Source organism: Candidatus Eisenbacteria bacterium, from assembly GCA_018831195.1.
GTDB lineage: Bacteria > Eisenbacteria > RBG-16-71-46 > CAIMUX01 > JAHJDP01 > JAHJDP01.
On sequence record JAHJDP010000042.1, the window covers coordinates 119,522 to 145,941 of the forward strand.

General features: G+C 54.3%; 25 protein-coding genes. 16 read left to right on the forward strand and 9 right to left on the reverse strand.

Annotation, left to right across the window (positions count from 1 at the left end; genetic code table 11):
- Positions 1-8 precede the first annotated feature (8 nt).
- The 6 genes from KJ970_08660 to KJ970_08685 form a co-directional block, all read right to left on the reverse strand.
- Positions 9-926 (reverse strand): DUF4249 family protein, encoded by a 918-nt coding sequence (locus KJ970_08660; GenBank protein ID MBU2690987.1) that lies wholly within the window; start codon positions 924-926, stop codon positions 9-11.
- 12 nt (positions 927-938) lie between these two features.
- On the reverse strand, positions 939-3,188 hold the full coding sequence (locus KJ970_08665; GenBank protein ID MBU2690988.1) for a TonB-dependent receptor: 2,250 nt from the start codon (positions 3,186-3,188) through the stop codon (positions 939-941).
- A 38-nt stretch (positions 3,189-3,226) separates the two neighbouring features.
- Positions 3,227-3,718 (reverse strand): asparaginase, encoded by a 492-nt coding sequence (locus KJ970_08670; protein ID MBU2690989.1) that lies wholly within the window; start codon positions 3,716-3,718, stop codon positions 3,227-3,229.
- A gap of 205 nt (positions 3,719-3,923) precedes the next feature.
- Positions 3,924-5,147, reverse strand: a complete 1,224-nt coding sequence (gene nifS, locus KJ970_08675; GenBank protein ID MBU2690990.1) for a cysteine desulfurase NifS — start codon at positions 5,145-5,147, stop codon at positions 3,924-3,926.
- Between the two features lie 14 nt (positions 5,148-5,161).
- Positions 5,162-6,109 carry an iron-sulfur cluster assembly scaffold protein gene (locus tag KJ970_08680; protein ID MBU2690991.1) on the reverse strand — a complete coding sequence of 316 codons (948 nt, stop codon included), beginning with the start codon at positions 6,107-6,109 and terminating at the stop codon, positions 5,162-5,164.
- A 245-nt stretch (positions 6,110-6,354) separates the two neighbouring features.
- A complete protein-coding gene (locus tag KJ970_08685; GenBank protein ID MBU2690992.1) occupies positions 6,355-8,277 on the reverse strand; it encodes an ankyrin repeat domain-containing protein in 1,923 nt (640 codons plus the stop codon).
- 381 nt (positions 8,278-8,658) lie between these two features.
- On the opposite strand from KJ970_08685, the gene KJ970_08690 reads away from it, so the two are divergent.
- From KJ970_08690 to KJ970_08700, 3 genes are read left to right on the forward strand one after another with little or no spacing between them, the layout of a single operon-like run.
- Entirely contained in the window at positions 8,659-8,964 is a 306-nt protein-coding gene (locus KJ970_08690) for a TusE/DsrC/DsvC family sulfur relay protein (protein MBU2690993.1), read from the forward strand.
- A 30-nt stretch (positions 8,965-8,994) separates the two neighbouring features.
- Complete coding sequence (locus tag KJ970_08695) at positions 8,995-9,645, forward strand: hypothetical protein (protein ID MBU2690994.1); 651 nt, start codon at positions 8,995-8,997, stop codon at positions 9,643-9,645.
- Positions 9,638-10,915: a (Fe-S)-binding protein gene (locus KJ970_08700; GenBank protein MBU2690995.1), complete on the forward strand. Its 1,278-nt coding sequence runs from the start codon at positions 9,638-9,640 to the stop codon at positions 10,913-10,915. The genes KJ970_08695 and KJ970_08700 overlap by 8 nt, the downstream gene beginning before the upstream one ends.
- A gap of 13 nt (positions 10,916-10,928) precedes the next feature.
- Here the strand turns inward: KJ970_08700 and KJ970_08705 are convergent, their stop codons facing one another.
- Positions 10,929-12,125, reverse strand: a complete 1,197-nt coding sequence (locus tag KJ970_08705; protein MBU2690996.1) for an aminotransferase class V-fold PLP-dependent enzyme — start codon at positions 12,123-12,125, stop codon at positions 10,929-10,931.
- A gap of 200 nt (positions 12,126-12,325) precedes the next feature.
- Positions 12,326-12,676 (reverse strand): DsrE family protein, encoded by a 351-nt coding sequence (locus KJ970_08710; GenBank protein ID MBU2690997.1) that lies wholly within the window; start codon positions 12,674-12,676, stop codon positions 12,326-12,328.
- A gap of 126 nt (positions 12,677-12,802) precedes the next feature.
- Between KJ970_08710 and lexA the strand changes: the two genes are divergently transcribed.
- Genes lexA through KJ970_08725 form a run of 3 tightly spaced genes read left to right on the forward strand, consistent with a single transcriptional unit; the run spans position 12,803 to position 15,701 of the window.
- On the forward strand, positions 12,803-13,507 hold the full coding sequence (gene lexA, locus KJ970_08715; protein ID MBU2690998.1) for a transcriptional repressor LexA: 705 nt from the start codon (positions 12,803-12,805) through the stop codon (positions 13,505-13,507).
- Complete coding sequence (locus tag KJ970_08720) at positions 13,504-14,787, forward strand: DNA polymerase IV (GenBank protein MBU2690999.1); 1,284 nt, start codon at positions 13,504-13,506, stop codon at positions 14,785-14,787. The genes lexA and KJ970_08720 overlap by 4 nt, the downstream gene beginning before the upstream one ends.
- Positions 14,784-15,701: a DUF72 domain-containing protein gene (locus KJ970_08725; GenBank protein ID MBU2691000.1), complete on the forward strand. Its 918-nt coding sequence runs from the start codon at positions 14,784-14,786 to the stop codon at positions 15,699-15,701. Before KJ970_08720 ends, KJ970_08725 begins: the two co-directional genes overlap by 4 nt.
- Here KJ970_08725 and KJ970_08730 read toward each other — a convergent pair.
- On the reverse strand, positions 15,688-17,007 hold the full coding sequence (locus KJ970_08730) for a DUF2029 domain-containing protein (GenBank protein MBU2691001.1): 1,320 nt from the start codon (positions 17,005-17,007) through the stop codon (positions 15,688-15,690). The genes KJ970_08725 and KJ970_08730 overlap by 14 nt on opposite strands.
- Positions 17,008-17,262: 255 nt before the next feature.
- On the opposite strand from KJ970_08730, the gene KJ970_08735 reads away from it, so the two are divergent.
- The 10 genes from KJ970_08735 to KJ970_08780 all read left to right on the forward strand — a co-directional run bounded on the left by KJ970_08735 (position 17,263) and on the right by KJ970_08780 (position 26,338).
- The gene (locus tag KJ970_08735) at positions 17,263-17,724 is read left to right on the forward strand and encodes a ferritin family protein (GenBank protein MBU2691002.1); all 462 of its coding nucleotides are present in this window, start codon (positions 17,263-17,265) and stop codon (positions 17,722-17,724) included.
- A gap of 149 nt (positions 17,725-17,873) precedes the next feature.
- Complete coding sequence (locus KJ970_08740; GenBank protein MBU2691003.1) at positions 17,874-19,220, forward strand: hypothetical protein; 1,347 nt, start codon at positions 17,874-17,876, stop codon at positions 19,218-19,220.
- Positions 19,220-20,197, forward strand: coding sequence for an RnfABCDGE type electron transport complex subunit D (locus KJ970_08745; GenBank protein ID MBU2691004.1), 978 nt, complete (start codon positions 19,220-19,222; stop codon positions 20,195-20,197). The genes KJ970_08740 and KJ970_08745 overlap by 1 nt, the downstream gene beginning before the upstream one ends.
- Positions 20,190-20,795 carry an RnfABCDGE type electron transport complex subunit G gene (locus KJ970_08750; protein MBU2691005.1) on the forward strand — a complete coding sequence of 202 codons (606 nt, stop codon included), beginning with the start codon at positions 20,190-20,192 and terminating at the stop codon, positions 20,793-20,795. The genes KJ970_08745 and KJ970_08750 overlap by 8 nt, the downstream gene beginning before the upstream one ends.
- Positions 20,796-20,809: 14 nt before the next feature.
- Positions 20,810-21,445, forward strand: a complete 636-nt coding sequence (locus tag KJ970_08755) for an electron transport complex subunit E (GenBank protein ID MBU2691006.1) — start codon at positions 20,810-20,812, stop codon at positions 21,443-21,445.
- Positions 21,446-21,455: 10 nt separating this feature from the next.
- On the forward strand, positions 21,456-22,031 hold the full coding sequence (rsxA, locus tag KJ970_08760; protein ID MBU2691007.1) for an electron transport complex subunit RsxA: 576 nt from the start codon (positions 21,456-21,458) through the stop codon (positions 22,029-22,031).
- A 19-nt stretch (positions 22,032-22,050) separates the two neighbouring features.
- Positions 22,051-24,123 carry an FAD-dependent oxidoreductase gene (locus KJ970_08765; GenBank protein ID MBU2691008.1) on the forward strand — a complete coding sequence of 691 codons (2,073 nt, stop codon included), beginning with the start codon at positions 22,051-22,053 and terminating at the stop codon, positions 24,121-24,123.
- Entirely contained in the window at positions 24,120-25,253 is a 1,134-nt protein-coding gene (locus tag KJ970_08770) for a cytochrome c family protein (protein ID MBU2691009.1), read from the forward strand. Before KJ970_08765 ends, KJ970_08770 begins: the two co-directional genes overlap by 4 nt.
- A 38-nt stretch (positions 25,254-25,291) precedes the next feature.
- Positions 25,292-25,792, forward strand: coding sequence for a SoxR reducing system RseC family protein (locus KJ970_08775; protein ID MBU2691010.1), 501 nt, complete (start codon positions 25,292-25,294; stop codon positions 25,790-25,792).
- A gap of 6 nt (positions 25,793-25,798) precedes the next feature.
- Positions 25,799-26,338 (forward strand): hypothetical protein, encoded by a 540-nt coding sequence (locus KJ970_08780; protein ID MBU2691011.1) that lies wholly within the window; start codon positions 25,799-25,801, stop codon positions 26,336-26,338.
- Positions 26,339-26,420 lie beyond the last annotated feature (82 nt).

Genomic DNA, 26,420 nt, shown 5'->3' on the forward strand with positions numbered 1-26,420 from the left:
CGGAGATGCTAATCAAGAATTTTTACATGATAGCTTTCTCTGAACGCCGAGGCAAAAACGCCGAGGCCGCCGACGATTCCGCCGCTGCGTTCCGCATGCTCACGATATAGATAATTATAATAGTTTTCATCAATTGCCAGAAATCCAATGTCATATTCACCGTAAAAAGCCATCATGGCGCCATACCAATCCAAGATATATAAATCTCCATCATGTTCGATATCATTCAACCGGAAATAGCCGAAGATATGCCGCGGCTCACCGGCATCACCGCCGTACTCATCATAGTCGTCCGGGCGGTCATGGTCTGCAAAAGGATTGATATATCTTGCATTTTCCCATTCCTCCGTGCAATAGACGTCGACCAAGAATATTTGTGAAGAATCCGGGGCCTGCAATGTGAAAGGGTAGTTCTCCGGTATCTGGGAGTGTCTCATTTCAGCCGGATAAACCAGCGGTGAGTCTTGAACAGCGTATGCGGCCGGTGTTGTGGTTGTGGCCTTGATGAGAGATTCTCCCTCAATGGCTATTTCCAAATGATATGTCTGGAGCGGCTGAATCCTAATGCTGGAATTCGCATAATAGCCGGGCGCGGTCATGTGCAATGTTTCCGGAAGTGCGGCTCCCTCTATGCGGAGCGTCACCAGCGCGTTTACAACGACGGCCTCATCGACATTGTAGTATTCATCCACCGGCATGGTGCGTGTGATAAGAACCGCATTGGAGTCATGGATTGCTTCATTAACATAGAGATAAGCGTGAACCATAATGGCATGTTCGGTGTCGGGTTTATTGACGTCAGTGGAGCATCCGGTGAGAGCCAGGAAGCAGAGCGTCACAATTCCCCATGTGATCTTCAATGCCGGGAAAACGGTGCCTTGTGGATATCTTGGATCGTCGAGATGGTTTGCTTTCCAGTCACGCATTATTACGTTCTCCTAAAATGTGACATTGATGCCGATGGTTGGAAGCAGCGGAAGCATGGTGATATCGTTATATTTCACTGGATTCTCGGTCATGTCATAGCTTCGAATATAAACATTTTCATGATTATACACATTAATGATTTGAAGGACGACTTCAACGCTCATACCGGCCGATTTTGTATGATAAGTGATTCCGGCATCCAATCGGTGGTAGGCGGGCAGGCGGCTCGTGTTTTTTGCTCCGTAGAGTACCGTGTCATATTCGCGGCCCATAATATCCATTGCTGTATATCTGCCCACGGCGAGGGTCGTTGGCTGGCCCGATCCGTATTTGAAGATGAAATTCAAACGCCAGTGCTTGGCTAGATTGTAATCTTGTACGGCGACAATCTGATGCCGCCGGTCATAGGATGGTTGGAATTCCTTGCTGAAGTTGAAATGGGTGATCGTCCGATGGGCTACGCCCCAAGTGTAGCCGAGCCATCCCTCAAATCCGTGGATATTGTTTCTTAAATATAGATCGGTGCCATAAGCATTTCCGGATCCGGAGTTGAATACCTCGCCCATTTGCGCATCTTCTTCGATGAGCGACTCCCCGAATTCCTCGTTAAATTCAACGAGATTGTGATAAGGCTTATAATACCCCTCCAAAGACAGATCGAAATGATCATAGGGCCCGAGTTCGAGACCGAGAATAAAGTGGTCAGCTGTTCCCGGATCCAGTGTTTCGTCGACCGGAAACCACATCGAGGTAAAACTCGCATCTTCGGCTGCGACAAGATTCAAATATTGGGTATAGCGTCCATAGGTGGCATGCAGGGAGACCCGCTCGTTAATCCGGCGAAGGAGCTTTAGGCGAGGATTCAGATTGAAGTAGCTTCCCTCGGAGTAATAATCCAGACGAAGCCCCGGTTGGATCTGCCATTGAGGCGAGAGGCGCCAGCTATCCTGGCCGTAAAGAGCGCTGTAAATGCCGCTATACTTGAAATCGAGGTTTGAATCATCGCCCATCCGCCGATTGAAGCCGAAATCCAATAACTTGGCTTCGACGCCGAAGTCGATGAGATGATCCCGGTTCGGGGTGAATGAGAGATTCGATTTTGTGGAAAGATCACGGATCTCGTTTTTCATACGCATGTCAAAGTCCTGAAAGGTGACTTCGGCAATTGAGCTGTACCGGCTGCCGCCGATGAGGGTATGCGAAAAGAGCCGGCTGCTGAAGAGATGGGTATACTGAGCGCTCCAGGTGTCATTTCCCCAATCAAGTAATACATCCAACCCTTCTTGATCCCAGTCCAGTTTGTCGCGTCCCCGGTAATAGCTGAGACTGGAGCGATCGTTTTTCCCAATATCCGCATTGAACCTTCCGTGGACATCGTAAAACTTGTAGGGTAGATCGATGTCGAGCCGGCGCGCCAGCTGTTCAATGAATGTGTGCCGCCCGGAAACCATCCATGAACCATGACGCCAAGGTCCCTCGAGAGTCGTACTGGCGCTAATAGTGCTGTACCTCCCAACACCCTCGAATTTCCTCCGGTTGCCATCCCGATTATGAACATCCAACAATGATGAAAGCCGTCCGCCATAGCGGGCCGGAAAACCCCCCTTTTGCAATTCCACCGATTTGACCGCATCGACATTGAAGGTGCTGAAGAAGCCGAATAGATGACTCGGGTTATAAACATCGACATCGTCCAGGAGGATAAGATTCTGATCCGGGCTGCCGCCGCGGACATAGAGCCCGCTGGAGTAATCCGAGAGTGTCGTGACACCAGGCAGCATTTGTATGGAACGGAAGAGATCAACCTCGACCGCCGCGGGCATCTGTACCAGCTCCCGTGTGCGCAGGGTAAGCCTGCCGGTTTCCAGTACGAGATTGTCGTGTCCCGCTTTCACCTCGACTGTCTCCAATAGGATCGGCTGAGGCGTCAGCTCCATGTCGAGCTCGATTTCCTCATTCTCAGCCAGCATGATAAATCGAACCTCGAGTTTGTAGCCCATATAGCTGAATGCGACTTTGTATCCTCCCGCGGGAAGATCTGGAATGACGTAATAACCCTTCTCATTCGTCATGTCCCCATACGGAGTCTCCTGAAGGTAAACATCCGCATGACTTAGCGCTTCACCATTCTCAATGTCATAGACGAATCCGCTGAGTGTCGCAGCCGGGATTGCTCCGGCCGGCCAGCATACAAGCAAAACACAGGCAAGCAAGATACAGGAGAGCGAAATACAGCGGAGACCAGCAGCAGATCGAAGCATGAGGAAACCCCCCTGATAAATCACGGCGACAGCCCGGCTTAATGGTCGTGTCGTTCCTCAAAGATTCCCGAGGATCTATTCTTTCGAACGTTGTTCCAGTCGAAGTATCGGCCATTCATGGCTACATAAACGCCGGGGGGGAGGCTTTGGGCAAAAGCCAAAGCACTGCCCAAATTGAATAGGCCGTCGGAGCTGCCAAATGTATAGGGGATCATCGCTCCAACCAACACAATTGTCTTTTCCTTTATGGTTTTTCCAAGATAGCGGGCGGTTTCCTCTATCGTGTCCGTGCCGTGTGTAATCACAATTCGATCCGTATCGCAGTTCATGCAGTTCTTGCGTATTGTCTCACGATCGGCTTTGGTCATCTCCAGGCTGTCGATCATCATCAGAGTCCGGATCTCCAATTCCAAGTGGCACCGGCCCAATTGAAGCATGTTGCGCACGTGTGTATCCTTGAAATAGAGGGTCCCATTGATGTCGTTGTATTCTTTGTCGAATGTGCCGCCGGTAACATAGATCCTGATCATCTTTCTTCCTCCTCCGCCTGATCAGTATCGATAACACGATAGGGCGCTTCAACGATAGGGTTGAATGATCCGGAGCTTCTTTTTTCTCGGTTCCGGGGCGCTATGCTGAGAAGGGAGAATCCCATAATCGGTTGGTATATAAGGTGATTGGCGGATGAGAAAGGCGCACGAAGAACCGCGGCGTCATCGGGCTGATCGTCGATTCTCAGTGAACTTCCTGGAACATCTTATCCGCGTTGGGACGCGGGCGGTTATTCTGCTTGTCCCAATAAGGGGATAGGTTTCGCAGATTCGAGACGATTCTCGGGAACACCTCGATGATCCTATCGATTTCCTCATCGGTGTTGTAACGGCTGAGACTGAATCGGATGGATCCATGGACCGCGGTAAACGGGATGTTCATACTTCTTAACACATGCGATGGCTCGAGGGACCCGGAAGTGCAAGCGGATCCGCTGGAGGCGCAGATTCCTTCGCCGCTTAGTTGATACAACATTCCTTCGCCCTCGATGTAATGACTGGAGATGTTCAGAGTGTTGGGCAGCCGCGGCGCATGCTTGCCGTTGATTTGTACAAAAGGAATCATCTTTTCAAGCGAAGTCTCCAGGCGGTCTCGGAGCTGCTCGATCCTCTCCTCGTCCTCATCGCGATGGGCCAGGATCAACTTTAACGCTCTAGCCAGCCCGACGATATAGGCGACATTTTCTGTGCCTCCCCGCCGGCCCTCCTCTTGATGCCCGCCGATCAGTAAAGGGCGGCAGGGAGTGCCGCGCCGGATAAAGAGCGCTCCAATCCCTTTGGGAGCATGAAACTTGTGTCCGGAAAAGGACATGAGATCGATATGCTTGAAGTTGTCCTTGAGGTTGATCGGCAGCTTGCCGATGGTCTGTGTTGCGTCGGTGTGAAAGATGATTGCGGGATCGGTTTCCTTCGTCAGACGGCTGAGTTGCTCAATGGGGAATACAATACCGGTCTCATTGTTGGCGTGCATGATGGTAACCATGAGGGTATCGGAATCGAGAGCGCGGATGAAAGCCGGAATATCAAGATTGCCGTCGGTATCGACCGGGATGTAGGTAACCTGATAGCCCTCCCGCTCCAATTGTTTGCAGACTTCCAGCACAGCGGGATGCTCAACGGATGATGTGATGATATGCTTTCGCTGCCTGTTGGCTTTGGCTGCCCCGAAGATGGCTGTGTTATTGCTTTCTGTTGCGCAGGACGTGAAGAGAATCTCTTTGCTGTCATTTGTTCCCAACGCCTCGGCGATATCCTTCCTGGCCTCTTTTATGGCGTCTCCTGTGATATGCGCGGCATCATAGGTGGAACTGGGATTGTAGTAGAGCTCGGCAAGATAGGGTGCCATCGCCTCAATGACTTCAGGCGCCACCATTGTTGTCGCATTATTGTCTGTATAAATTATCTTCAAACCGCTTCTCCCGCTCATATTTGAATAATCCGGATCTGATCATCGACTCTTTCTTTGAGTGTCTTTTCCACGAGCATTTTCAGAGTTTGGGCCGAACCGGCGCAATCGCTGCACGCACCGGCAAGACGAACATAGATGAGCTTATCCTTAATATCGATCAGCTCCAGGTCGCCGCCGTCCCGCTGAAGCATAGGGCGTATATAGTCATCCAACGTCTTCTCGACCATTTTGCTGAATTGATACGGCGACGTGGCGGGTCTCGCGCCTCCCGTTTCGCCGTCATTGATTTCACTTCTCGGTTTGCTCGACTCGGTTCCCCAAGTTTCATCGATCAGGTCCTGTAATCCTCCGGGTACATGATGGCAGGACATACAAGCGCCCCCGGCCTTGATGGCATTAGTTATTTCAGGGATGGATTTGAGGTTCAGTTCTTTGATCTTGCGCCGGAGATAGGGCTCGGTCATTGAGAAACAGGTGCAGACGATCTTGCCTTCATCATCCTCATCCGGGTGCATATCGATACCCAGATGATTCAGGTTGACGCCGCGCTTCCTAGCCCAATCGAAGACGGCCGCTTCAAGGGCCTCGGCGCCCATAACGGAACAGTGGATTTTCTGCTCCGGCAGGCCCTCTAGATAATCAACAATATCCTTGTTGGTGATCTTCAGAGCTTCAATGGGCGTGAAATTTCCACGCTCGATCAAAGCACATAGGCCTTCTGAAGCCGCGATGGCGGAGGTGCATCCAAAAGTCAGATATTTGGCCTCGGTGACAATATCCTTCAGGGGATCCGTCGGATGCTTTTTTACCCGGAATGTAAAACGCAGGGCGTCGCCGCAGGCGATGGATCCATGCTCGCCACAACCATCGGGATTCTCGATCTCACCCAGATGCGTACCCGGCTTGCCCTGAACGGCGTCCATGAATAATTGTTTGGTTTTCTCGCTGTACTCCCAGGCCATGGGCTCCCTCCTGATGGCGACTCGGTTCTGCTGCCGGCGGATTGGATCTCCTGCCTCAGGATAATATACCGAAAAGTATGATTTAGTTCAAACCCGTTTCGTCTGATGAGGTTCCGATATTTAAGGGTGACGGAGAGCATAAAAGATGACAATACAGCGGAAGGTGTAGTGGAAAAAGACCTGTTGGCCGAAACCTCCGGAGGAACCCGGGATCGTTTGGAATTCGATCCCGGGTTCCCGGCCTCTCAGCTGATCTTGCCGTGGCTGTAGCGGAAGTGATCCCCCCGGTTCTTCGGGGCGTCCATTCTGACTTGCGGGAATTGATCCTCGCACTCCTCAATGAAGTCGAAGTATCGCTGTGAGTTCCCCCCGGAATGCATGGGGAAGAAAACCTTGGGATTCAGCGTTTCGAGGGCGTAATGAACCCCCATCTTCACCGCAACCTGATCGCCGAAGCCGCATCCCGAAATCGGCATGAAAGCGATATCGGGGCGGACGCCACGCTCCTTGAGATAATCGATCTCGGCCTTGTAGGGACCGGAGAAATCTTGGTGACGGTTGGCATGATCCCCCGCGTGATAGATCACCATCCCATCGACCTCTAACACAAATCCTACGCCCGAGTCGTTGGACTCGATTGTCGTGATTTTGACCCCGTCAATCGTCTGAACCTGGCGCGGTCCGATATATTCATATCCGGTCTGATCCTGCTGCCGGCACCCGAGAACATAAGAAATGTCAGGTAGCTGTTCGCGCCAGCCGAAGATGTACGGATCGTAATGATCCCCATGCTCATGAGAGACCAGGACCATGACATTCTCGCCGGCGATTTCCTGGGGATTGATATGGCCGTTGCACAGCCCGGGTTGGGAAGGTTCCCGGCCTTGATCAAAACTGTCAAAGATAAGGAAGTGTTCTTTGGTCTTGATCGCCCAGCCGCTGTGTCCCAGATACCACACCACGGCCTCATTGTCTTTGATTTCAGTTTGAGCCGTCAGGCAACCCTTTCCGTCAGCGGTCGAACCGGCGGCGCCGCGGGCTTTCAGAAGATCGACCACATCCTGGTGGCCGTAATGTGAGGCCAATTGCAGCGGAGTTTCTCCGCCGGCGCCGGGGTCATTGATAGGAGCGCCGCCGGCGACGAGGGCTTCAACGACATCCTGGTAACCTCGCAGAGCCGCTATTTGCAGTACAGATTGATGGGTGTTTGTATCTTCGGCGTCGGTCCGCGCTCCGGCCGCAAGATAGGCCTGTACCATTTCCAGGTTGCCGCTATCGACAGCCTGAACCAAAGGGATTTCGCCATTTTGGTTTCCTGCATTGACATTGGCGCCATGGGCGATCAAGGCCTTTACGATCTCTGTTTCATTGCGATTTGTCGCGGCATGCAGGGCGGTCCAACCGTTCTCATCGGATACATTGGCATCCGCGCCCTTATCCAAGAAGAACTTGGCTATCTCCACCCTGCCGCGCCAACAAGCATCTATCAACGGGGTGTTCCCGCTTGTGTCGGCAACCGACGGATCGGCGCCTCTGGCGATCAACATCTCCGCAAACTCGACCCGTCCCCCCGCCGCCGCCCAATGCAAGGGTGTCGCGCCGTTATTGGCCGCCACAGAGACATCGATTCCTCTTTCGATCATAAGATCAAACAAATCCCTGAGACCACGGGATGCGGCGAAATGTAAAAGTGTGATTCCGCCGGGTGTCAAATAATTGAGGTCCGAACCGGCGTCGAGGATTTGCCGGACGATCGCTGAATCGCCGCCGGACGCGGCGAAGCTGAGGGGGTATCCGCCGAAATGATCCCTCCAATTGACATCAGCGCCTCTCTCGAGAAGGAAAGCGACCATTTCGCCGTGCCGGTTCAGAGCGGCGACGCCGAGAGGCGTACTCTCATCAATGTCGCCGCAGTTGATGTCGGCCCCCGCATCCAGAAGAATCCGGGCGATTTCTACATTACCGTGAATGGCGGCGGTAAGAAGCGGCAGATCACGCGTCGCATTTACACTCCGCTCATTGATGAGGTCGGGATTTTCGCGAAGCATTTGTTGAACCCGGGCCGCATCTCCAGCGGCAATCGCTTCGTGGATCTCCGCGGCTTGCGCCGAGGGGATGCCGATGAAAATCAAAACCGCCATCGTGATCAGCAAATATCGAAAAGGCATAACAATCCCCCTTTGAATAGCACTTTGGGCTACAGCCAGCGTCACCCCGGCAAGCATCCCCGGCCTCCCCCTCTCGGCAACCGGGACGTTTGGAAGAAAAATCCCCCCTAAGGAAAAGACGTTTCTATTGATGAAACTGTTCAATGAAATTCTTTCATTTGAGATATCCTTATCTTTTAGATAGACCCGGCAAATATGAATTCCGACCAGACCGGTTCGCAGTCCCATCCCCCGCAAGGTCTTATTCCAGCCTGTCTTTATATCAACCCGTCAACTTGTTTGGACATTGCAACGTAGGCCGTTCTAAGGCATGCTGGGAATCCTTGGGTTCAGGGAAAAATTCAGCAAAGAGAAAAGCCATCTCAGAAGGAGGCGAGGGGCATGAGCGTGATTGAAAATATTGAATTTGACAAGGATGGATTCATGGTCGATCCCACCCTGTGGAATGAGGAGGTCGGCAATGCGATTGCGAATGATGAGGGCATCGAGCAAATGACCGATAAGCACTGGGCCATCGCAAACTATATTCGCAATTACTGGCAGGAAAACGATCTTGCCCCACCGGTCCGGCTCATTTGCACAGAAATCGGTATCAGCGTCCGCGAGATTTATAAACTGTATACCTCCGGTCCCGCCAGGGGCGCCTGCCGTGTCGCTGGTCTCCCGAAGCCCGATGGCTGCGTATAGTTCATGATTTTCATTTAGGGGATATGTTCAATGATGCAGACGCCGATTGCCATCTTTGTCGAAGCCAGCATCATCTGGGCGGCCGTGCTCTCGATATTGCAGATTCGCAAAGCCCACGGAGGAGGACGGAAGGATTACAGCCGGCGTGCCGGCGACCCCATTCAGGGCGTCATTTACAATTTTACGGCGGCAATGACACCGGCGCATAAAGAATCGGTCCGGCGGCATCCGGGTAAATTCGCCATCGGTCTGCTGATGCATTTCGGTGTCTTTCTCAGCTTAGCGGCGGCGATTTTGTGTCTTATACAATTCGAACTCGGAATGCGGGTTCTTCGATATCTTTCTCCCCTTTTCCTTGCTTCACTGGCGGCGGGGCTTTTCCTGCTTGTGCGCCGTCTAGCCACGCCGGATCTGCGATTCATGAGCTACCCCGATGATTACCTCTCAATCATTCTTTCGTGTGGTTGGACGGGATTAGCGGCGGCTTCCGGCCTCTTCTTGAATCGGCCGATTCCGTTTCTTGTCTATACCGGGCTGCTCATGATTTATCTGCCGCTCGGCAAATTGCGGCATGCGATCTTTTTCTTCGCCGCCCGCTGGGATTATGGCCGCCGATTGGGGTATCGTGGCGTTTATCCGCCGGCACCTATGACAATGGAGTCAAAACCGAACGATGGATGATACCTCAAAAGCGATTGCGGCCCTGACCGCATCCGTCCGCGGTCGCGCGGCCTTTCATCTCAATGCTTGCGTTAAATGCGGCCTTTGTGCGGAGACCTGCCATATCTATCAAGCCGAAAGCGAGCCGGCGAATCACCCCGCGGTGAAGGCCGCCCGGGTCATCAGTCATTACAGGCGTTATCACACCTTTTTAGGGCGGATCTTTCCTTCTTTCGTCGGGGCCCGGAGCCTGACCCCGGAAGCCCTGGATGATCTGGTGGAAACGGTCTATGGAAGATGCACCGCCTGCGGCCGCTGCGGTATTCACTGTTCTATCGGATTGGATATCGCCGGCATCATCCGGGCCGGGCGCAATATCCTTGCCGCCACCGGACGCGTGCCGGAAGGGCTTCAAAAGACCGTTGATAATCAGATTCATACAGGGAATCAGATGGCGATAACCCGTGAAGAATTATTCGCCACGGCTGATTGGCTGTCATCGGATCTGAAACTGGAAATGAACGATGATAATGTTAAAGTTCATGTAGATGAAAAGGGCAAACGGGTCCTCTATCTTGTGAATCCCCGGGAGGTGAAGTTCTTCCCTCTCTCACTCATGGCGGCGGCCGGTGTCTTTCATGCCGCCGGCGAAAGCTGGACCATGTCGAGCAAGTTCTACGATGTAACGAATTATGGCTTCTATTCGGGTGACGACGATTCCGCAGCTGAATTGACCCGAAGGGTGATGAAAGAAGCCAAAGAGCTCGGTTCTGAAGAGATCGTTCTCTCAGAATGCGGTCATGGGTTCCGTTCGTTCCGATGGGAAGGCCCCAATTGGCTGGGGGAGGCGTATCATATTCCCGCGCGGAGTATTTTGGAGTTGCTGGATGAATACTTGGATGGAGGACGGATAACGGTCGATCCCCAAAAGAACCCGGAACGCGTGACGCTCCACGATCCCTGCAATCTCGTGAGATGGGGCGGCATCAGCGAGCCCCAACGCCGGGTTTTGCGGCGCGTCGTCATGGATTTCGTCGAGATGACGCCCAATCGTCATCACAATTATTGCTGTGGGGGCGGTGGGGGAATGCTTTCCATGAGCGAATATGGAGAACGCCGGGTCGCTTCCGGGAGACGAAAAGCAGATCAAATCAGGAAAACAGAAGCCAAGATAATCGCCTCACCCTGCCACAATTGCGCGGATCAATTGATAGAATTGTCAAAACGATATAAATTGGGGACGGAGATTCAAGCCGTTGTTGAGTTGGTTTATTCCGCGCTGGTTCTCTGATGATGGATCTTCTCTAGACCTTGGTTGTTGAAAAGCGGTCCGCCGCAATCTGCGCCATAGCTTTGACCGCCGTTTCAATATGATCGCGGGTATTGAAGGGTCCCACTGAGAGCCTGACCGTTCCCCGAGGAACCGTCCCATGATGTTCGTGAATCAGCGGAGCGCAATGAAGACCGGTGCGTGTTTGAATATTATAGTCCACATCGAGGATAGTGCCGATGTCGGAGGCGTCATAATTCTCTGCGGTGATCGATACCGTCGCCACTCGATTTGTTAAACTTGTCGTGCCCCATATCTTCACACCAGGAATCTCGAGCAGTCCATCCTGCAATAGGCCGAGCAGCTCCATCTCATGACGATGGATATTTTTCACGCCCCGCTCCTCCACCCAGTCGAGGCCCGCCGAGAGGCCGGCAATACCCGCCAAATTCAATGTTCCCGCTTCCAGCCGGTAGGGGTATTCCTCCAAGTGAAGGGGGACAGCGCTTCTGACGCCGGTACCGCCGTAGATTGTGCCGGTAATCTCAGCGTCATCGGCGACACAGATGCCGCCGGTTCCAGTGGGGGCGAAGAGCCCTTTGTGTCCGGTGAAGGTCAGAAAACTAATATGGCATTTCGCCATGTCGATCGGAAGGACACCAGCCGTCTGGGCGGTGTCTACCGCAAAGGGAACTCCTTTCCCATGGCAGACAGCACCGATCGCTTCAAGGTTTTGCACGACACCGGTGACATTAGACGCATGGTTGACAATCACCAGGACCGTATTGCTGCGGATCGCCTTGCGGATATCTTCAGGATCGAGATACCCTTCGCCATCAGGTTTAACAAAAGTGGCTTCAGCGCCCTCGGCGATCTTGTGGTTAACAGGGCGGATGACGGAATTGTGTTCCAGAACCGTTGTGACGACATGATCTCCAGGCCGTACAAGCCCGTTGATCACCAGATTGAGGCTCATCGTTGCGTTGAGTGTAAAAACCAGACGGTTTGGATCTTTCTTTTTACCGGCGTCGACCAGGCTCTTGTTGAAGAAATTCGACAGTCTTTTGCGTGTTTGGTGGATCATCTTTTCGGCATTGAGCGCCAGATCACATCCCGTACGGCCTGGGTTGACCCCATTATCGCGATAAAAATCGCGAACGGTGTCATGTACGACCTCAGGTTTGGGGAATGAGGTCGCCGCATTATCAAGATAGATGATGCCGTCCGTCATTAGGGCCTCCGCGTTTCAAGATGAAAAAAGGCCGGTCATTCTCCGAACAACCAACACACATACCACGTTACTAAATATCGTGCTGGATAGCAATGAGGTCAAGGGAATCCCGGGTGGACCGAATCCTTGAATGTAATAGATCCTATTAATAAAACAAATCAGGAAGATAGAAAACTCTAATGAAATCAAAATCCGCATTGTCAATAGATGAGAACCTTGTCGGCTTCAAACGTCAACTGGGCCAGATCTCCAAGACGTGTCTGTAAGACGCCTTCCGCAAGCTCTTCTTCTTTGAGGCCCCGGGTTTCCATGCACGTCTTGCAGATCATAATGCATTGAGTTTGAAGGATCGGTTTCAATAATCGCTCAATGTTGTAATACCCATTGGGGGTGATCTGGCCTTGTTTGGCGCAGAGCACACCATCCGCCGTTAGATAGACCGTCAACTCCAAATCCTTTTCCACCCGCAGAAGAGCTTCCGCGAGTCGCAAGGCCTGGTAGGGCTTCTCGGATCCGTAGGGAGCATCATGAATGACGATCAATATTTTCATTGGCGGTGACCTTTCTGTCCGCTTCCGGCGGAGCGGTGGGTGACAGGGTTTCACTGTCGTTCCATCGCTGCGGATGGGGACAGCGCCCTTACTCTAGATCCAAGGATTTTCTTTTGCCACCTCTCGATGAAGCGACATTTTTATCTTGCTTGTTGCACAAATGTGCAATATAATTGGGTCATCATGAAGACCATGGACCGGGTTCTCCGAACTCTGAATGAGTGGATCTCCGAATGCGGCGCGCCACCGACCCTGAGAGAGCTTGCCCAGGCGCTCGGATTCCGCTCGACGAACAGCGTTCGATACCATCTTCGCCGGCTTGAGAGGGCAGGATTGGTCAGACGCCATCCTGGGATGGCGCGAGGCTTTGTGCCGGTGGCGCCGTCCGTAATCCCGCCTCCCCTGGAGGGAGATCAGATTCTGGAACTCCCCATATTAGGCAGAGTCGCCGCGGGTACGCCGATCAGCGCTGAAGAGAACAGAGAGGGTTCTATCGTTCTGGATCCCCAATGGAGAAAGAGGGGGGCGGCCTATGCCCTCATTATCAAGGGGAACAGCATGAGAGATGCCGGAATCTACGAAGGGGATCTGGCTTTGGTTAGACCGCAATGTCGGGCGGATCATGGGTCACTCATCGTCGCCCTCCTGGATGGGGAAGCGACCGTAAAGAGACTGGAGTTGAGGGGAAACCAAATCCGCCTCTGTCCATCCCATCCTGATTACGAACCGATACCGGTCTCCCGGGACAGCCGCTTCAGTATTCTCGGCAAGGTCGTAGGGATCATACGCCAGTATCCGGAGCGGGCGGTGGAGGGTCTGGTGCCATCATGACCGGCTCAGCACCGCAACGGCCCGGCGACCGGACAATCCTCCACATCGATATGGATGCCTACTTCGCGGAGGTGGAAATATTGTGCAACCCCTTGCTGCGGGGAAAGCCGCTTATTATCGGGGGCAGGCCCGGTGATAGAGGCGTCGTCGCAACCGCGTCATATGAAGCGAGGGCCTTTGGAATCAGGGCGGGGATGTCCTTAACAAAAGCCGAGCATTTGTGCCCGAACGCGATCTTCCTGCCGACAGATGCCGTAAAGTATCAAAGCTTCTCCATTCGGATTCTCAAGTATCTTCTTGAAATCACGCCGCGGGTCGAAATGTGGAGTATCGATGAGGCGTTTCTTGATCTATCGAATGTCATTGAGCCCCGTGCCGACCGCTTCATGATGCCGATGCCGTCTGGAAACGGCGGCCTTTCCAGCCGGCCGGTTCGTGAGACTCCCTTATTCAGGATGGCCTCGCGTATCCGCGACGGCATCGCCAAGGAGATCCGCCTTCCCTGTTCGATCGGTGGCGGTCCAAACAAACTCGTCGCAAAAATGGCGACCGGTCTTCATAAGCCGCGGGGATTGACCCTGCTCGGCCCCCGCGCCTTCCGGAGGCACTTCTGGCCGCGCCCGGTTGAAGATCTGATGGGCGTGGGTGAGAAAACGGGTCTTTTTTTGCGGCGCTTGGGGTTTCAAACGATCGGCGATCTGGCGGGCGCCGATCCGCGGCCGCTTTCACATTTAATGGGCGTAATGGCGTTCTCCATTGTGGCGGGAGCCCGCGGAGAAGAGGGATCCGCTGTCGTTCCGTACGGGGAGGCGGCGCCCCCGAAATCCCTGGGACACGAGCACACCGTCTCGCATGACCTCGTTCAAGAGGATGACGTGATGGCGTTGTTGCTGGCTCTGACAGATCTGGTCGGATATGATATGCGCCGGGGCGGCTATCTCGGACGCACCGTTGTGTTAAAGATGCGGACCCATTCGTTTAATACGATCACCCGGCAGAGAACACTTCCAGTGCCCACAAATGAAAATCGCGTCATATACTCCGTCGTACAGGATCTCTTTCGCCGGCACGCTATCGGAGAGCCTGTCCGTCTCCTGGGTGTCAAAATGGGACAGCTCATCCCTCAGCATCGGGAGGGGGCGGAATTCGCACCGGGAGAGCATCTCCTTCCCGAGGATCGCAAGTATCAGCGCCTGCTTAAGACCCTCGATCATCTTCGGAAGGAATATGGAACCGCGAGCATGTTTCGGGCGGCAACGATGGTTGGGAACAGAGAATGAACAAGAACCCGTGGGGCCCGCTCTTTGGCGGGGAGCAGGTTTGGGCGGGGAGGGGCGCCGCGCACCATCCACAGACTCCGGGTTTTTCGCTCTGGAGACCGGGTGATCCTGTATCGGTGCAGAAGATCCGTATCGGTACATCGGGTTATTCATTCCGGGACTGGATTGGACCCTTCTATCCCCCCGGCACACGGCCCGCCGAGATGCTTCCCTTCTATGCCTCCTGTTTTCCGGCGGTGGAGCTCAATGTGACCTATTACCGCCTGCCCCATGCGAACACATTTTCAAGGATTGAAAATAAGACGCCGAAGGGCTTTGAGTTCTTTGTTAAATTGCAAAGCGATTTGACGCACAAGCGGGGTTATAATCCTTCCGCTATTGAGGCCTTCCTCGAGGCGATACAACCCCTGCGCCAGGCGGGGAAGTACATCGGCGCTCTGGCTCAATTCCCCTGGTCTTTCCGCCGGACAAGGGAGAACCAGAAATATCTGGAATGGCTGGGAAGTCGATTCCCGGCCCGCCCCCTGGTCATTGAATTCAGGCATGATTCGTGGGCGGGTGAAGAGACCTTTCAATTGTTAAAGAATTCAGACTTGGATTTTTGCTCAGTCGATGAGCCGGATCTTCGGGGTCTATTTCCCCCGATGGCTCGCCGGACCGCCGCTATCGGCTATATTCGCCTCCATGGAAGAAACAAGAAGGATTGGTGGACCGGTCAAGGTTCCGAGCGCTACAATTATCTCTACTCAAAAGATGAACTTCAGGAATGGGTCGACAAGATCCGGGAACTGGCGGATCAATCTGAAAAGACATATGTTTTTTTTAACAATTGCCACGCGGGTCACGCCGTTCAGAATGCTCAGTACCTGGCTGCTTTGCTTCAGGGGGAAGGAGACTTTTTTAATCCGATCTAGCCCGGCCCAAAAATCGCCATACTTCCCGGAACATTGCCATTACAAGACCCGCCGTTATCAAGGATCCAAGATAGGTGCCGATCAGCTCGCCCCAGGCGAAGAGACGATGCTGATGCAGATTCTCGAAGGGAGAGATCCCTCCCCACGTGAACGGGGGATAGTAGGTGATGCGTCTCATTGGATTCGGATCGTAATCATGCAAGATGACATTGAGAAAGACGGCGAAGGTCATCATTCCCGCAAGCCAAGCCCAATTCCGTGATCTTCCGGCTAGCGCACATGTCAAGGGAACGGCCATGAAAAGGTGATTTTCATGCATGTGGGTGGAGAAAAAGAAAAAGAGCAGTGTGATGATGGCGGCGCTTTGAATCAACGCCGCCGTGAAGGTTGCGTCATCCTTGGCGCGCCGGAAAACCGGCCATGATCGGTAGAGAATGAGGAGGGAAAGGAGGCCGAAAAGCCCCAATCCGAAAATCTTGGGTGTCAGAGGCCCGAAGAATGGCGTATTGGCGTCCCTCCAAGCGCCGAGGAGCCACCAGAGATTGTGGCCGTTGACAGATGTGAAGGGCATCAGTCCCACATCAAAGAGCACGTGGTTCAGAACCGAGGATCCACGCCCCGTCATGAGAAAGGGGAGAAAGAGCACCAGCACGACGGCAACGCCGGAAAGACCGGCCGTCAACAGCCCCTTCCATCGGTCTCTGGCAAAGGCGGCGACAGCGACCAAGGGAGCGATCGGCGCCGCCAGCGGTTTCATCATTCCCCCCAAGGCGAGCGCCACACCCGAACCGGCCGCCCGCCCTCCACCGAGGAAAAAGAGAGACGCCAGAACGAAGGCGCTGTGAATGGCGTCCGGTTGGCCCCAATAGGCCGAATCCCACAGTACGGCGGGGTTGAAAAGATATATCAAGGCGGCCCATCGCCCCCACTTCGGTCCCGCTCGTTGCGGACCCCAAAGGCGCCGTCGAGAGATCAGGAGATAAAGAACGGCCGCGATGAGGATGTCGAAAATGAAGGGTGGAAGTTTGATGAGGAGTGTCAGGAGGGTGGAGTCGGGAATGGTTCCAAGGGGAGTTTCCGCCGCCAGGGCGAGATAGGCTTTTCCCAAAGGGTACAGGATGTAAATGTAGAGAGGGGGATAGTCGAAATCCACGGTGTCGTAAATCGAAGGGATGCCTTCCCGGCCGGCGCCCAGCGCCCAGCGCTTATAGGTTAGTGTATCGATGATGTAGCCGGGCTGAACGGCCAGAATCCAGCGGATGACAATATAAAAGATGAGAATCCAGCTGAAGGTTCTCCGACCCATCTCTCTCTCCAATCCTTCATTCAACAGCTTCCCAGAAGGGAGGATAGGCCGGGATCTTATGAGGCCTCTATCCATGTGTCAATACGGAGGCGCGCTGCGGCCGCAGGAATCGAGCCGATTTCCATACGCTCAAGTCAACAATATGGCCGGAAGTTTCCTTCGGGACAGACGCTCTTGACGGAAAGACCTCCTTATCTATAATCAATCCTGAAGTAAGAAAATCCAATATCAGTTGGCCGCAAGAAGGGGGGCGTGGTGCAGAGCTTTGGTTCAATAGATGAAATCCTGGATTTTGCTATCGCTCGAGAAGTTGAGGCCGCGAAGTTCTATCAGGAAATGTCAGGACGGGTGAAGCGGGACGCGATGAAGGATCTCTTTAGGGATTTTGCCAATGAGGAGCGGCGGCATAAGGCGAAGCTCGAGAAGGTCAAACAGGGAAAGCTTCTCCTCATCTCGGCGAAGAAAATCCAGGATCTCAAGATCGCTGAGTATACTGAAGAGATCGATATGTCTTCCGGCGCTGAATTCAATTATCAACAAGCTCTTATTGTGGCGATGCAAAGAGAAAAGAATGCCTTCAAGCTCTACAGCGATCTGGCCAAGCTGGCGGATGATGAAGGGGTTCGAAACCTTTTGCTTGAACTCGCCAATGAAGAGGCAAAGCACAAACTATATTTTGAGACCGAGTACGACAATCACATCCTGACGGAGAATTAGGTCCCTGGGTCATCTCTCAGATTGAACCCCAAAAGAGGAAGACTCCGGACATGGGGTGGGTTGAATAATGCAGTGCTCTCTAGGGGTCTGTGACCCCTTTTAACGTCAATAATTTAGCCTGCACAATATTGGTGGGATTAAGGCTTTTTATGGACATTCCGTATTTTGGACGAGGGATTCATATCCCCAAGCAAAAGCCGGTTGGTGACATTCTTGAGATTCCACCGCCCGACAAGGTGTTTCTACTTCTTCAACAATGCGCCGGCCCCATTTGCGTGCCTGTTGTTGAGGCTGGTGACACCGTGAAAATCGGGCAGCTCGTCGCTGAGGGCGCCAAGGGTCAAGCGCCGGATTTACATTCCCCTATTTGCGGTATCGTGAAGGGGCTTGAAGACGTCATCGCCCCGAATGGGACCGTAACAAAGGCGCTGGTCGTTGAAAGCAACGGCGGATTTGAGATGGAGACCTTCGAACCTGATCCCGATCCACTCTCGAAGAGCGGTGCGGAATTGCTCGAGGAGATCAGGAAGGCCGGCATCGTTACCAGCCGCCGGGAGGCTCATTCGCTTGAGGCTCTCATCCGCGAGGCGATGGACCCGCATGGCTTCGTTTCGGCGACCGGCTCTGTTATCGCCCGGCCGGTCCGGCAGATCGCCGTGCGATTTACGGATGTTGATCCTCATTTGGCGACCCTGAAGACCATTACAAGGGAAATCGGCGAGAAAACGGATCGCTTGCATCTGGGTCTTAAAGTTTTACAAAAGATCACCGGAACCAAGGATCTGCACTTTGTCCTGGATCGGAATCAAGACGCTCCGGGATTGGTTCAGTTGGCTGAAGACAATGAATACTCAATCCTCAGAGTCAATGCCGGGACCTACCCTTCTGCGGCCGATCCGCTCGTGGCCTGCGCCATCGGCGGTCGTGAACCGGATGTTGCGTTCCGCGGTGTTCATGAAAGCGGTGAGCTGGTGCTGGATGTGGATACGGTGCTGCGGGTCGCCCGCGCCGTCGCTGAGCGGCGGCCCGTTCTCGACCGGCTAATTACGGTCGGCGGCTCCTTTGGAGTAAAGGTCGTCAAGATTTATATCGGTATGACGCTGGCCGACATCGCAGAGGCCGCCGGGGAAACGGAGGAATACGGAAAAGTTCTGGTCGGCGGACCGCTTCAAGGATCCGCATTACATACCCTTGATTTTCCGATGGCCAAAGATTCGACGGCCATCTGGTTGTTCAGGCCGGAAGAAGTGGTGGAGGAGGTGAACCACCCCTGCATCAGCTGCGGGCTCTGCGTGATGGTATGTCCGATGAGGTTATTGCCCGGCTTGTTGTCCCGTTATTGCGAATTCGGCAAATGGCAGGAGGCGGAAGAGGCGCACCTTTTCTCCTGCATTGAATGTGGTTGTTGTTCTTATGTCTGCCCGGCGGAACGCTCCATGGTTCAGTTCATGGTGCATGGGAAGAACGAGGTGCTCGCTTTGTGGAGGTCCCGCTGATGTCGAATAGCCGATATGTGGTTTCACTGTCCCCTCACATCCGCTACGGACGCACGATACGCGGGATGATTCTCACGACGATGATCGCATTGGCGCCCTCCGTCATCTGGGGTGTTTTCACTTTCGGCTTCAACGCGCTGCTGTATGTGGCGCTCGGCGTCTTCGGCGCCGTCGGTATGGAGTTTTTGTTAAACAAGATCACCCGCCGGCCGATATCAATCGGCGACGGTCATGCCGCTCTCGTCGGTCTCATGGTGGCGATGCTCGTGCCTGCCGGTGTGCCATGGTGGGTCGTTTTTGACGGCGCGGTTTTGGCTATTCTTATCGGCAAGATGCCGTACGGCCCCCTTGGAGGCGCCCCGTTGTCACCCGCCCTTGTCGGGCTTCTCATCATGGTCGTTTCCTGTCCGAATGAGTTTGCGAAAAATGTCTATCCGATAAACGCCCCGGAGACGCGGATCGAGGGTGTCGCGCCCGCGGAAAGTCCGCAGACAGCCGTCCGGATCGATCCGAGTGACGCGGGGGATTACAGAATCAGTGATCTCTTCCTTGGAAGACAGGTCGGTCCCATCGGCACCGTTTCCCCCATGCTGCTGCTCCTCGGCGGGCTGTTTCTCATCTGGCGCCGGGTTTCGAGATGGCGGGGACCGGCCGGATTCATTGCTGGGATGCTCCTTTCAGGCGCCGTTGCGCATGCCGTGGATCCCGGACTCTATCCCCCGGTGCTGTTCCAGCTCTTCACGGGTATCGCCATGTTCGGCGCCTTCTTTCTATGCACTGAGTGGACATCAACCCCGGTCACTCCCTGGGGACTCTTTCTTTTCGGTTTCATGGCCGGGCTGCTGACAATCATACTTCGACTTTCCGGTTTGCCGTACGGCAGGGTGCCTTTTGCCATCATGATCATGTCGCTCGCAACCCCGCTTTTCGACAGGATCACTCCCACACCCTTCGGAAAGGTGGTGCGCCATGCGTGATCAAATCTGGTTCATGGTTTTGGTGCTTGCGGTTGTGGGTTCATTGGCCGGAATGGCTCTCTCCGCCGTCAAGTCGGTCACTGATCCGGTGATTGAGAAGCGGATTTTAGAGACAAAAATCAAACCGAGCCTTGATGACTTTTTCGGTCCGCTGCAGCCGGATAACGATGTTATAGCGGATAGGATCGTACTGGATCTCGGGAAGGACTCCCGGGGCAGGAAACTGCGTCTTTCCGTATTCACGGCGAAGAAGGGCGGCAAGGTTATCGGCGCCGCCTTGCAGACGGCCGGCGGAGGGTACGGCGGAGATATTCAAGTCTTGACGGCGTTTGATCTTGTACAAGAAGAAATTCTCGGCGTGAAAACTCTGGATCAAAAAGAAACACAGGGCCTGGGGGCCCGCGTTGCGAATGACAAGGAACCGTTCATCCAGCAATTTAAGGGAATGAAGTTCTCAAGCGGGATCAAGCTGCGTGCTAACGGTGGAGAAGTAGACGCTATTTCCGGAGCATCGATTTCTTCGACCGCCTACGCTGAGGCGGTCGATCGGGCCGCCGCGCTTCTCGAAGAGCGCCGGGCCGATATTATCGGAAAGTAGAGAGGTACACGACGATGAGGACCCCTCTTCAAGAGTTCACCAAGGGTTTTTGGGAGCAGATTCCACCGTTTCGATTGGTACTCGGCATATGTCCCACGCTGGCTGTCACAAAATCCTTGGAAGGCGGCTGGGGGATGGGCTTGGCGACGACCTTCGTGCTCGTCTGTTCCAATATTTTTGTTTCCGCGCTTCGAAAGGTCGTTCCCCCCAAAGTGAGGATCGCCACTTTTATTGTTATTATCGCGACATTTGTTGTCATCACTGAATTGGTAATGAAAGCATATACCCCGATGTTATCAGATTCCCTGGGGGTATTTATCCCGCTCATCGTGGTGAATTGCATCATCCTCGGCCGGGCGGAAGCCTTTGCATCCAAAAACGGTGTCGGACGATCCCTGCTCGACGGATTGGGCATCGGGCTTGGTTACACATTAGCCCTATCCGCCATTGGGTGTATTCGCGAGCTGTGCGGAACCGGCGGTCTGACATTGTTTTCCCAGGCGAATCTGGGCGTATCCCTTATTCCCTTGGCCGATGGCCAGGAATTCCTTTTTAAGTTTATGGTGGATCCTCCCGGTGCTTTCGTCACCCTGGGGGGAATGCTGATGCTTATGAACATTATCAGCGCGCGTTCGGCCAAGGCCGCATAGGGAGCACGTCATGTCTGAATATTTACTCCTCGTCGTCTCCGCCATCTTGGTTAACAATATTCTCTTGGCGCAATTCCTTGGGAATTGCCCATTTTTAGGCGTGTCCCAGAAAATGGGGACCGCGACCGGAATGGGGATGGCGGTCATTTTCGTGTTAACCCTTGCCGGCGCTATCACCTGGATCGTGCAGTGGTATTTGCTGGTGCCCTATGAGCTGGAGTATCTCAGAACCATCGCCTTTATTCTTGTGATCGCCGCATTGGTTCAGCTGGTCGAGATTGTTCTTCAGAAAACCGCACCGGCCTTATACAACAGCTTGGGTATCTTCTTGCCCCTTATTACAACGAATTGCGCGGTACTTGGTGTGGCGATTATCAATATCCAGAAGGACTTCGATTTTATAAACACATTGATATATTCATTTGCCTCTGCGGTCGGATTTGCTCTCGCGCTCGTCTTGTTTGCGGGGCTGCGGGAACGATTCGCCCTCACCCGTATGCCGAAAGCGCTGCAGGGAACCGCGTCGGGGCTCATCACGGCAGGTCTCATGGCCCTGGCATTTCAGGGGTTTAAGGGTTTGATCTAAAACAAGAGGTCAAAATAAGATGTTCGTTGCGGCTTGTGTCATCGGAGGAATCGGGTTCCTTGCAGCACTAGGTCTGGGTGTCGCCGCGCGGTTCTTCGCCGTTCACGTTGATCCCAAAGTTCTCGAGATCGAGGAGGCATTGCCGGGGGCGAACTGCGGCGGATGCGGCTTTTCCGGGTGTTCGGCGGCGGCGTTGGCCGTCGCAAAAGGTAAGGCGGGCCCGGATCTCTGTGTCGCCGGCGGAATCGAGGTGGCTGAGGCGGTTGCGGAAATCCTGGGTCTATCCGTGGAAGCCGGGGAAGTCGGCATCGCTGAATTGGGATGCAAGTATGGGATGGATGATGCCCACCTTCGCTTTGATTATGCCGGTGTTCCCGATTGCCGGGCCGCCGCATTGGTCGGCGGCGGCGGCAAGATTTGTACAATGGGATGCCTGGGTTTGGGAACTTGCGTCAATGCCTGTCCGTTTGGCGCCCTGGTCATGGGCGAAGACGGCCTGCCGCATGTGATCGCCGAGAAGTGCACGGCGTGCGGTACCTGCGAGCGAGTCTGCCCCAAAGGGATTATCCGGGTTCAGACGCCCAGCCGCCGGTTCACGCATGTACAAACCGAGGATGATTGTGTCGCTCCCTGCCAGGCGACCTGTCCCGCCCAGATCGATATTCCGGATTACATAGCGGCCATCGGCCGGGGTGAGTTTCTGGAGGCGGTGCGAATCATCAAAGAGGCCAATCCATTCCCATTGGTTTGCGGCCGGGTTTGCCCCCATCCCTGCGAAGCCGCCTGCCGGCGGGGAGAGGTTGACGAAGCCATCAATATCAACCATCTCAAAAGGTTTGCCGCCGACTTCGAAATGACTTCCGGACAGCACGTGCTTCCCCAAGTCCTTTCGGATACGGGGAAGCGGGTCGCGATCATCGGCGGTGGCCCTTCTGGATTGACCTGCGCCTACTATCTGGCGCGCTTGGGTCACAAAGTAAAGGTCTTTGAGGCGATGCCGGAACCGGGCGGCATGCTCCTCTACGGCATTCCCGAGTACCGTCTGCCGAAGAAGACGCTGGCCTGGGAGATTGACGGTATTCTTCAGCTGGGTGTCGAGTTGGAATGTAATACAAAGATGGGCAAGGATTTCACACTGGATGACCTAATTAACCAGGGATTTGATTCGGTCTACATAGCGGTCGGCGCCTGGGATTCACGCCGGTTGGGTGTGCCTGGAGAACATGATTTTGAAGAGGTGGCGAGCGGAACGGAATTTTTAATTAAGCGCGGTTTGAGGGAGGACACACCGATCGGCAAAAATGTCATGATTGTCGGCGGCGGCAATACGGCGATGGACGCCGCGAGAACTTCCTGGCGCCTGGGCGCTGAAAATGTCTACCTGCTTTACCGGCGATCGCGAAAAGAGATGCCGGCTAACGACATTGAAGTCGCTGAAGGGGAGCATGAGGAAATCAAATATCATTTCCTCGCCGCCCCGACAAAATTGGTCGGCGAGGGTGGACGGCTGAAGGCTTTGGAATTCCAAAAAATGGAGCTTGGTGAGCCTGATGCCTCCGGCCGACGCAGGCCTGTGCCGGTTGAAGGTTCTGAAATGGAGATTGAGGTCGACAATGTTTTCAGCGCGATCGGGCAATCCCCGAATCTGGACTGTCTCGATGCCGGTGACTTGGCCAAAATGATAGAGCGGACACGATGGAACTCGATCGACGCCAAGGAAGGCACCATGCAAACGGCTCTCAAACAGGTCTTCGCCGGGGGTGATGACTGGCGTGGCGCCGCCACGGCGGTGGAGGCGATTCGAGACGGACGTTTTGCCGCGCGATCGATTCATATGAGCCTTATGGGCGAAGAGATGGAGCTTCCATCCAATTGGTACCGTAAGGCGCCGAATCTGCCGGGTATCGATAGGGGGGTTTCCTTTGAGAGGGGAGCGCGTGTGAAAATGCCGGAGCTCAGTGTTGATGAGCGCCGGCTGAATTTCAATGAAGTTGAACTCGGATTAACTGAGGAGATGGCCAGGAAGGAAAGCCGGCGCTGCCTCCAATGCGGGCTTATCTGTTATCAAGGCTATCGGAAGAGTTTTCCATGATAAGAGAGAGATTGTTCACAGCAGCCGCTCTCTGCGGTTTGATTCTGGCGTTGGGTTGTGGTCAGGGCGATAAAGCCGTCTCCACGGAGAGCGGGATCTCGGAGTGGTCCTTGCCCTATCAACGTATCCCGACCGGTGGGGAAGATCCGGCGGAATATGGGCCGGATGATTCTACTGTTCTCGCGGAGATGCCCGGGAATATGGGAGAGGTCGGTTTTTCGCATTTCACACACGCCTCCAATGCCATGAACGGCTACCGGATCCCCTGCCGTGTTTGTCATCACAATGTCGCCGAAGGGGAGGATCCCGGGGAGCGATGCGCCGATTGCCATCGTCCACCGCATGATGGAGATCCGGCGCACGGCGGTCCCGATGACAATATGCTGTTCATCGGCAAAAACCAAGATCCGGCGAAAGTGCTGCCCGTACCCTTCACTCACTTCAGCCATGCCTCGAATCAGGGGCATAAGATTGCCTGCGAGACTTGCCACCATACCGGCGATCTCATGGCATGCAGTGAATGCCACCAGGCGGATGTCTCGCTCGTATCCGAAAAAGGTAAGTTTATCCCCAAGATGAAACGCGCCGCTCACTTGAAGTGCAAAGGATGCCACCAAGCGGTGAATGATCGCCACCCGGAGGCTCCGGCCCCGATCACCTGCAAGGGATGCCATACGCTTGAGGCCCCGCGGCGTCTGGCCGGCCCCCTTTCCCTGGACCGCGCTTATCATCTGGATTGCATTGGATGCCACCAACGGGTCGCCCTGGCCATTCCCGGTGCGCATGCGCCGGGGGGAGATTGCGGCGGATGCCATCGGTGGGAAAAGCCGCCGAAGGATGACAGCGCGGGTACAACGATGTCGATGGTGGCTCTAAACGACCTGGGACCCTCGGCATTGGAAATCTCCTTCGGCCAGGATCGCAAACCGACGACTCCGCTGAATCACCGGCATCATCAGGAGCTGATCGAACATTGTGAAACCTGTCATCATGAAGGTCTTGATATCGCGACCTGCAGCGATTGTCATGAGGCGGAAGACGCCAAGGAGATCTATCACCAACTCTGTATCGGGTGTCATGAAGAGCTCGGCGCGCCGGCACGGTGTTCCGCCTGCCATCCGGAACATTAAATCTTGAATATGAAAAACGGCCGCAGGGGCAGCGAGTTATGAATCATACATGCCATGAAGAGGCCGTCGTCACGGGGTTGGCTCCGGGGAATCAAGTTGTCATCGCGGTTCGCAGAGCCGAGGCCTGCCATCAATGCTCCGCCAAAAGCGCTTGCGTCACTCTCGGCGGCCAGTTTAAGGAAATGTCTCTCACCGTGCCCAACACGATACAGGCCCGGCCGGGAGACCGAGTTCAATTGGCCCTTTCCGAAACCGATGTCGTCAAGCTTTCGTTCGCGCTCTATCTCCTGCCGGCGCTGACACTCATCGCCGGAGCGATCCTCGGCAACCGCTTCGCCGGATCTTTCGGGAGCGACCCCAATTTGATCTCTCTTCTGGGCGCCCTCGCCGGTGTCATCATAGGTCTGATCGGTGCGCGGTTGCTCAGCAAGCGGATGAGCAAGGACGGCCGCTACAACCCACGTCTTACACGCATTATCAGATCAGGAACGGATATTGATTCGGACGCCACCACTGAATCAAGCGACACAAAGGAGTGATCATCGATGTCAGAATGGCAAGCTGTCGATTCCACAGCGGGAAATGCGAACCTATCCAATGACGAACTTCGCGCGGCCCTGGCCGACGCCAGCAAATTGTGGCTCGCCCACGACGGCTTGTGGTTTCTCGAATGGGAGAAGCGCCACGGCATGGAAGAGGCGATCGAGGCCGATACGGAGGCGTGGCGTGTTTTCGCGAAGTTGGAAGCACGGCGCATTATGAAGCGTTTGGGAATCGAACCTGGAGGCGGGATTTCCGCATTGTTAAAGTGCTTGCCCCACCGGCTCTATGCCAACATCTGCCGTTTTACAATGCACCGGCGCGGCGATAATGAAGCGAAGATCCGCATGAACGAATGCCGTGTGCAGGATGCGCGGGCGCGTAAAGACCTTCCGCCGTTTCCTTGTAAAAGCGTCGGTATTGTCGAGTTTTCAACCTTCGCCAAGACGGTGGATAGGCGCTTTGAAGTCGAGTGCGTTCAATGTCCGCCCGATGAGATGAGTCCGGGCGGCTGGTGCGAGTGGGTGTTTACGCTGTCTGAATAAGCAGGGCGCTATTGCAGATCAGTCCTGGGCGCTCTGATCGTCAGATTAGTGTATTATCTCCCCACGAGACAGAGCCAGCATG

What these genes read in the sequence shown, in the direction of transcription:
- KJ970_08660 (MBU2690987.1), bottom strand. Translation starts at nt 926, where the DNA reads ATGCGTGACTGGAAAGCAAACCATCTCGACGATCCAAGATATCCACAA.
- KJ970_08665 (MBU2690988.1), bottom strand. Translation starts at nt 3,188, where the DNA reads ATGCTTCGATCTGCTGCTGGTCTCCGCTGTATTTCGCTCTCCTGTATC.
- KJ970_08670 (MBU2690989.1), bottom strand. Translation starts at nt 3,718, where the DNA reads ATGATCAGGATCTATGTTACCGGCGGCACATTCGACAAAGAATACAAC.
- KJ970_08680 (MBU2690991.1), bottom strand. Translation starts at nt 6,109, where the DNA reads ATGGCCTGGGAGTACAGCGAGAAAACCAAACAATTATTCATGGACGCC.
- KJ970_08685 (MBU2690992.1), bottom strand. Translation starts at nt 8,277, where the DNA reads ATGCCTTTTCGATATTTGCTGATCACGATGGCGGTTTTGATTTTCATC.
- KJ970_08690 (MBU2690993.1), top strand. Translation starts at nt 8,659, where the DNA reads ATGAGCGTGATTGAAAATATTGAATTTGACAAGGATGGATTCATGGTC.
- KJ970_08695 (MBU2690994.1), top strand. Translation starts at nt 8,995, where the DNA reads ATGATGCAGACGCCGATTGCCATCTTTGTCGAAGCCAGCATCATCTGG.
- KJ970_08700 (MBU2690995.1), top strand. Translation starts at nt 9,638, where the DNA reads ATGGATGATACCTCAAAAGCGATTGCGGCCCTGACCGCATCCGTCCGC.
- KJ970_08705 (MBU2690996.1), bottom strand. Translation starts at nt 12,125, where the DNA reads ATGACGGACGGCATCATCTATCTTGATAATGCGGCGACCTCATTCCCC.
- KJ970_08710 (MBU2690997.1), bottom strand. Translation starts at nt 12,676, where the DNA reads ATGAAAATATTGATCGTCATTCATGATGCTCCCTACGGATCCGAGAAG.
- lexA (MBU2690998.1), top strand. Translation starts at nt 12,803, where the DNA reads ATGAAGCGACATTTTTATCTTGCTTGTTGCACAAATGTGCAATATAAT.
- KJ970_08720 (MBU2690999.1), top strand. Translation starts at nt 13,504, where the DNA reads ATGACCGGCTCAGCACCGCAACGGCCCGGCGACCGGACAATCCTCCAC.
- KJ970_08725 (MBU2691000.1), top strand. Translation starts at nt 14,784, where the DNA reads ATGAACAAGAACCCGTGGGGCCCGCTCTTTGGCGGGGAGCAGGTTTGG.
- KJ970_08730 (MBU2691001.1), bottom strand. Translation starts at nt 17,007, where the DNA reads ATGGGTCGGAGAACCTTCAGCTGGATTCTCATCTTTTATATTGTCATC.
- KJ970_08740 (MBU2691003.1), top strand. Translation starts at nt 17,874, where the DNA reads ATGGACATTCCGTATTTTGGACGAGGGATTCATATCCCCAAGCAAAAG.
- KJ970_08745 (MBU2691004.1), top strand. Translation starts at nt 19,220, where the DNA reads ATGTCGAATAGCCGATATGTGGTTTCACTGTCCCCTCACATCCGCTAC.
- KJ970_08750 (MBU2691005.1), top strand. Translation starts at nt 20,190, where the DNA reads ATGCGTGATCAAATCTGGTTCATGGTTTTGGTGCTTGCGGTTGTGGGT.
- KJ970_08755 (MBU2691006.1), top strand. Translation starts at nt 20,810, where the DNA reads ATGAGGACCCCTCTTCAAGAGTTCACCAAGGGTTTTTGGGAGCAGATT.
- rsxA (MBU2691007.1), top strand. Translation starts at nt 21,456, where the DNA reads ATGTCTGAATATTTACTCCTCGTCGTCTCCGCCATCTTGGTTAACAAT.
- KJ970_08765 (MBU2691008.1), top strand. Translation starts at nt 22,051, where the DNA reads ATGTTCGTTGCGGCTTGTGTCATCGGAGGAATCGGGTTCCTTGCAGCA.
- KJ970_08770 (MBU2691009.1), top strand. Translation starts at nt 24,120, where the DNA reads ATGATAAGAGAGAGATTGTTCACAGCAGCCGCTCTCTGCGGTTTGATT.
- KJ970_08775 (MBU2691010.1), top strand. Translation starts at nt 25,292, where the DNA reads ATGAATCATACATGCCATGAAGAGGCCGTCGTCACGGGGTTGGCTCCG.
- KJ970_08780 (MBU2691011.1), top strand. Translation starts at nt 25,799, where the DNA reads ATGTCAGAATGGCAAGCTGTCGATTCCACAGCGGGAAATGCGAACCTA.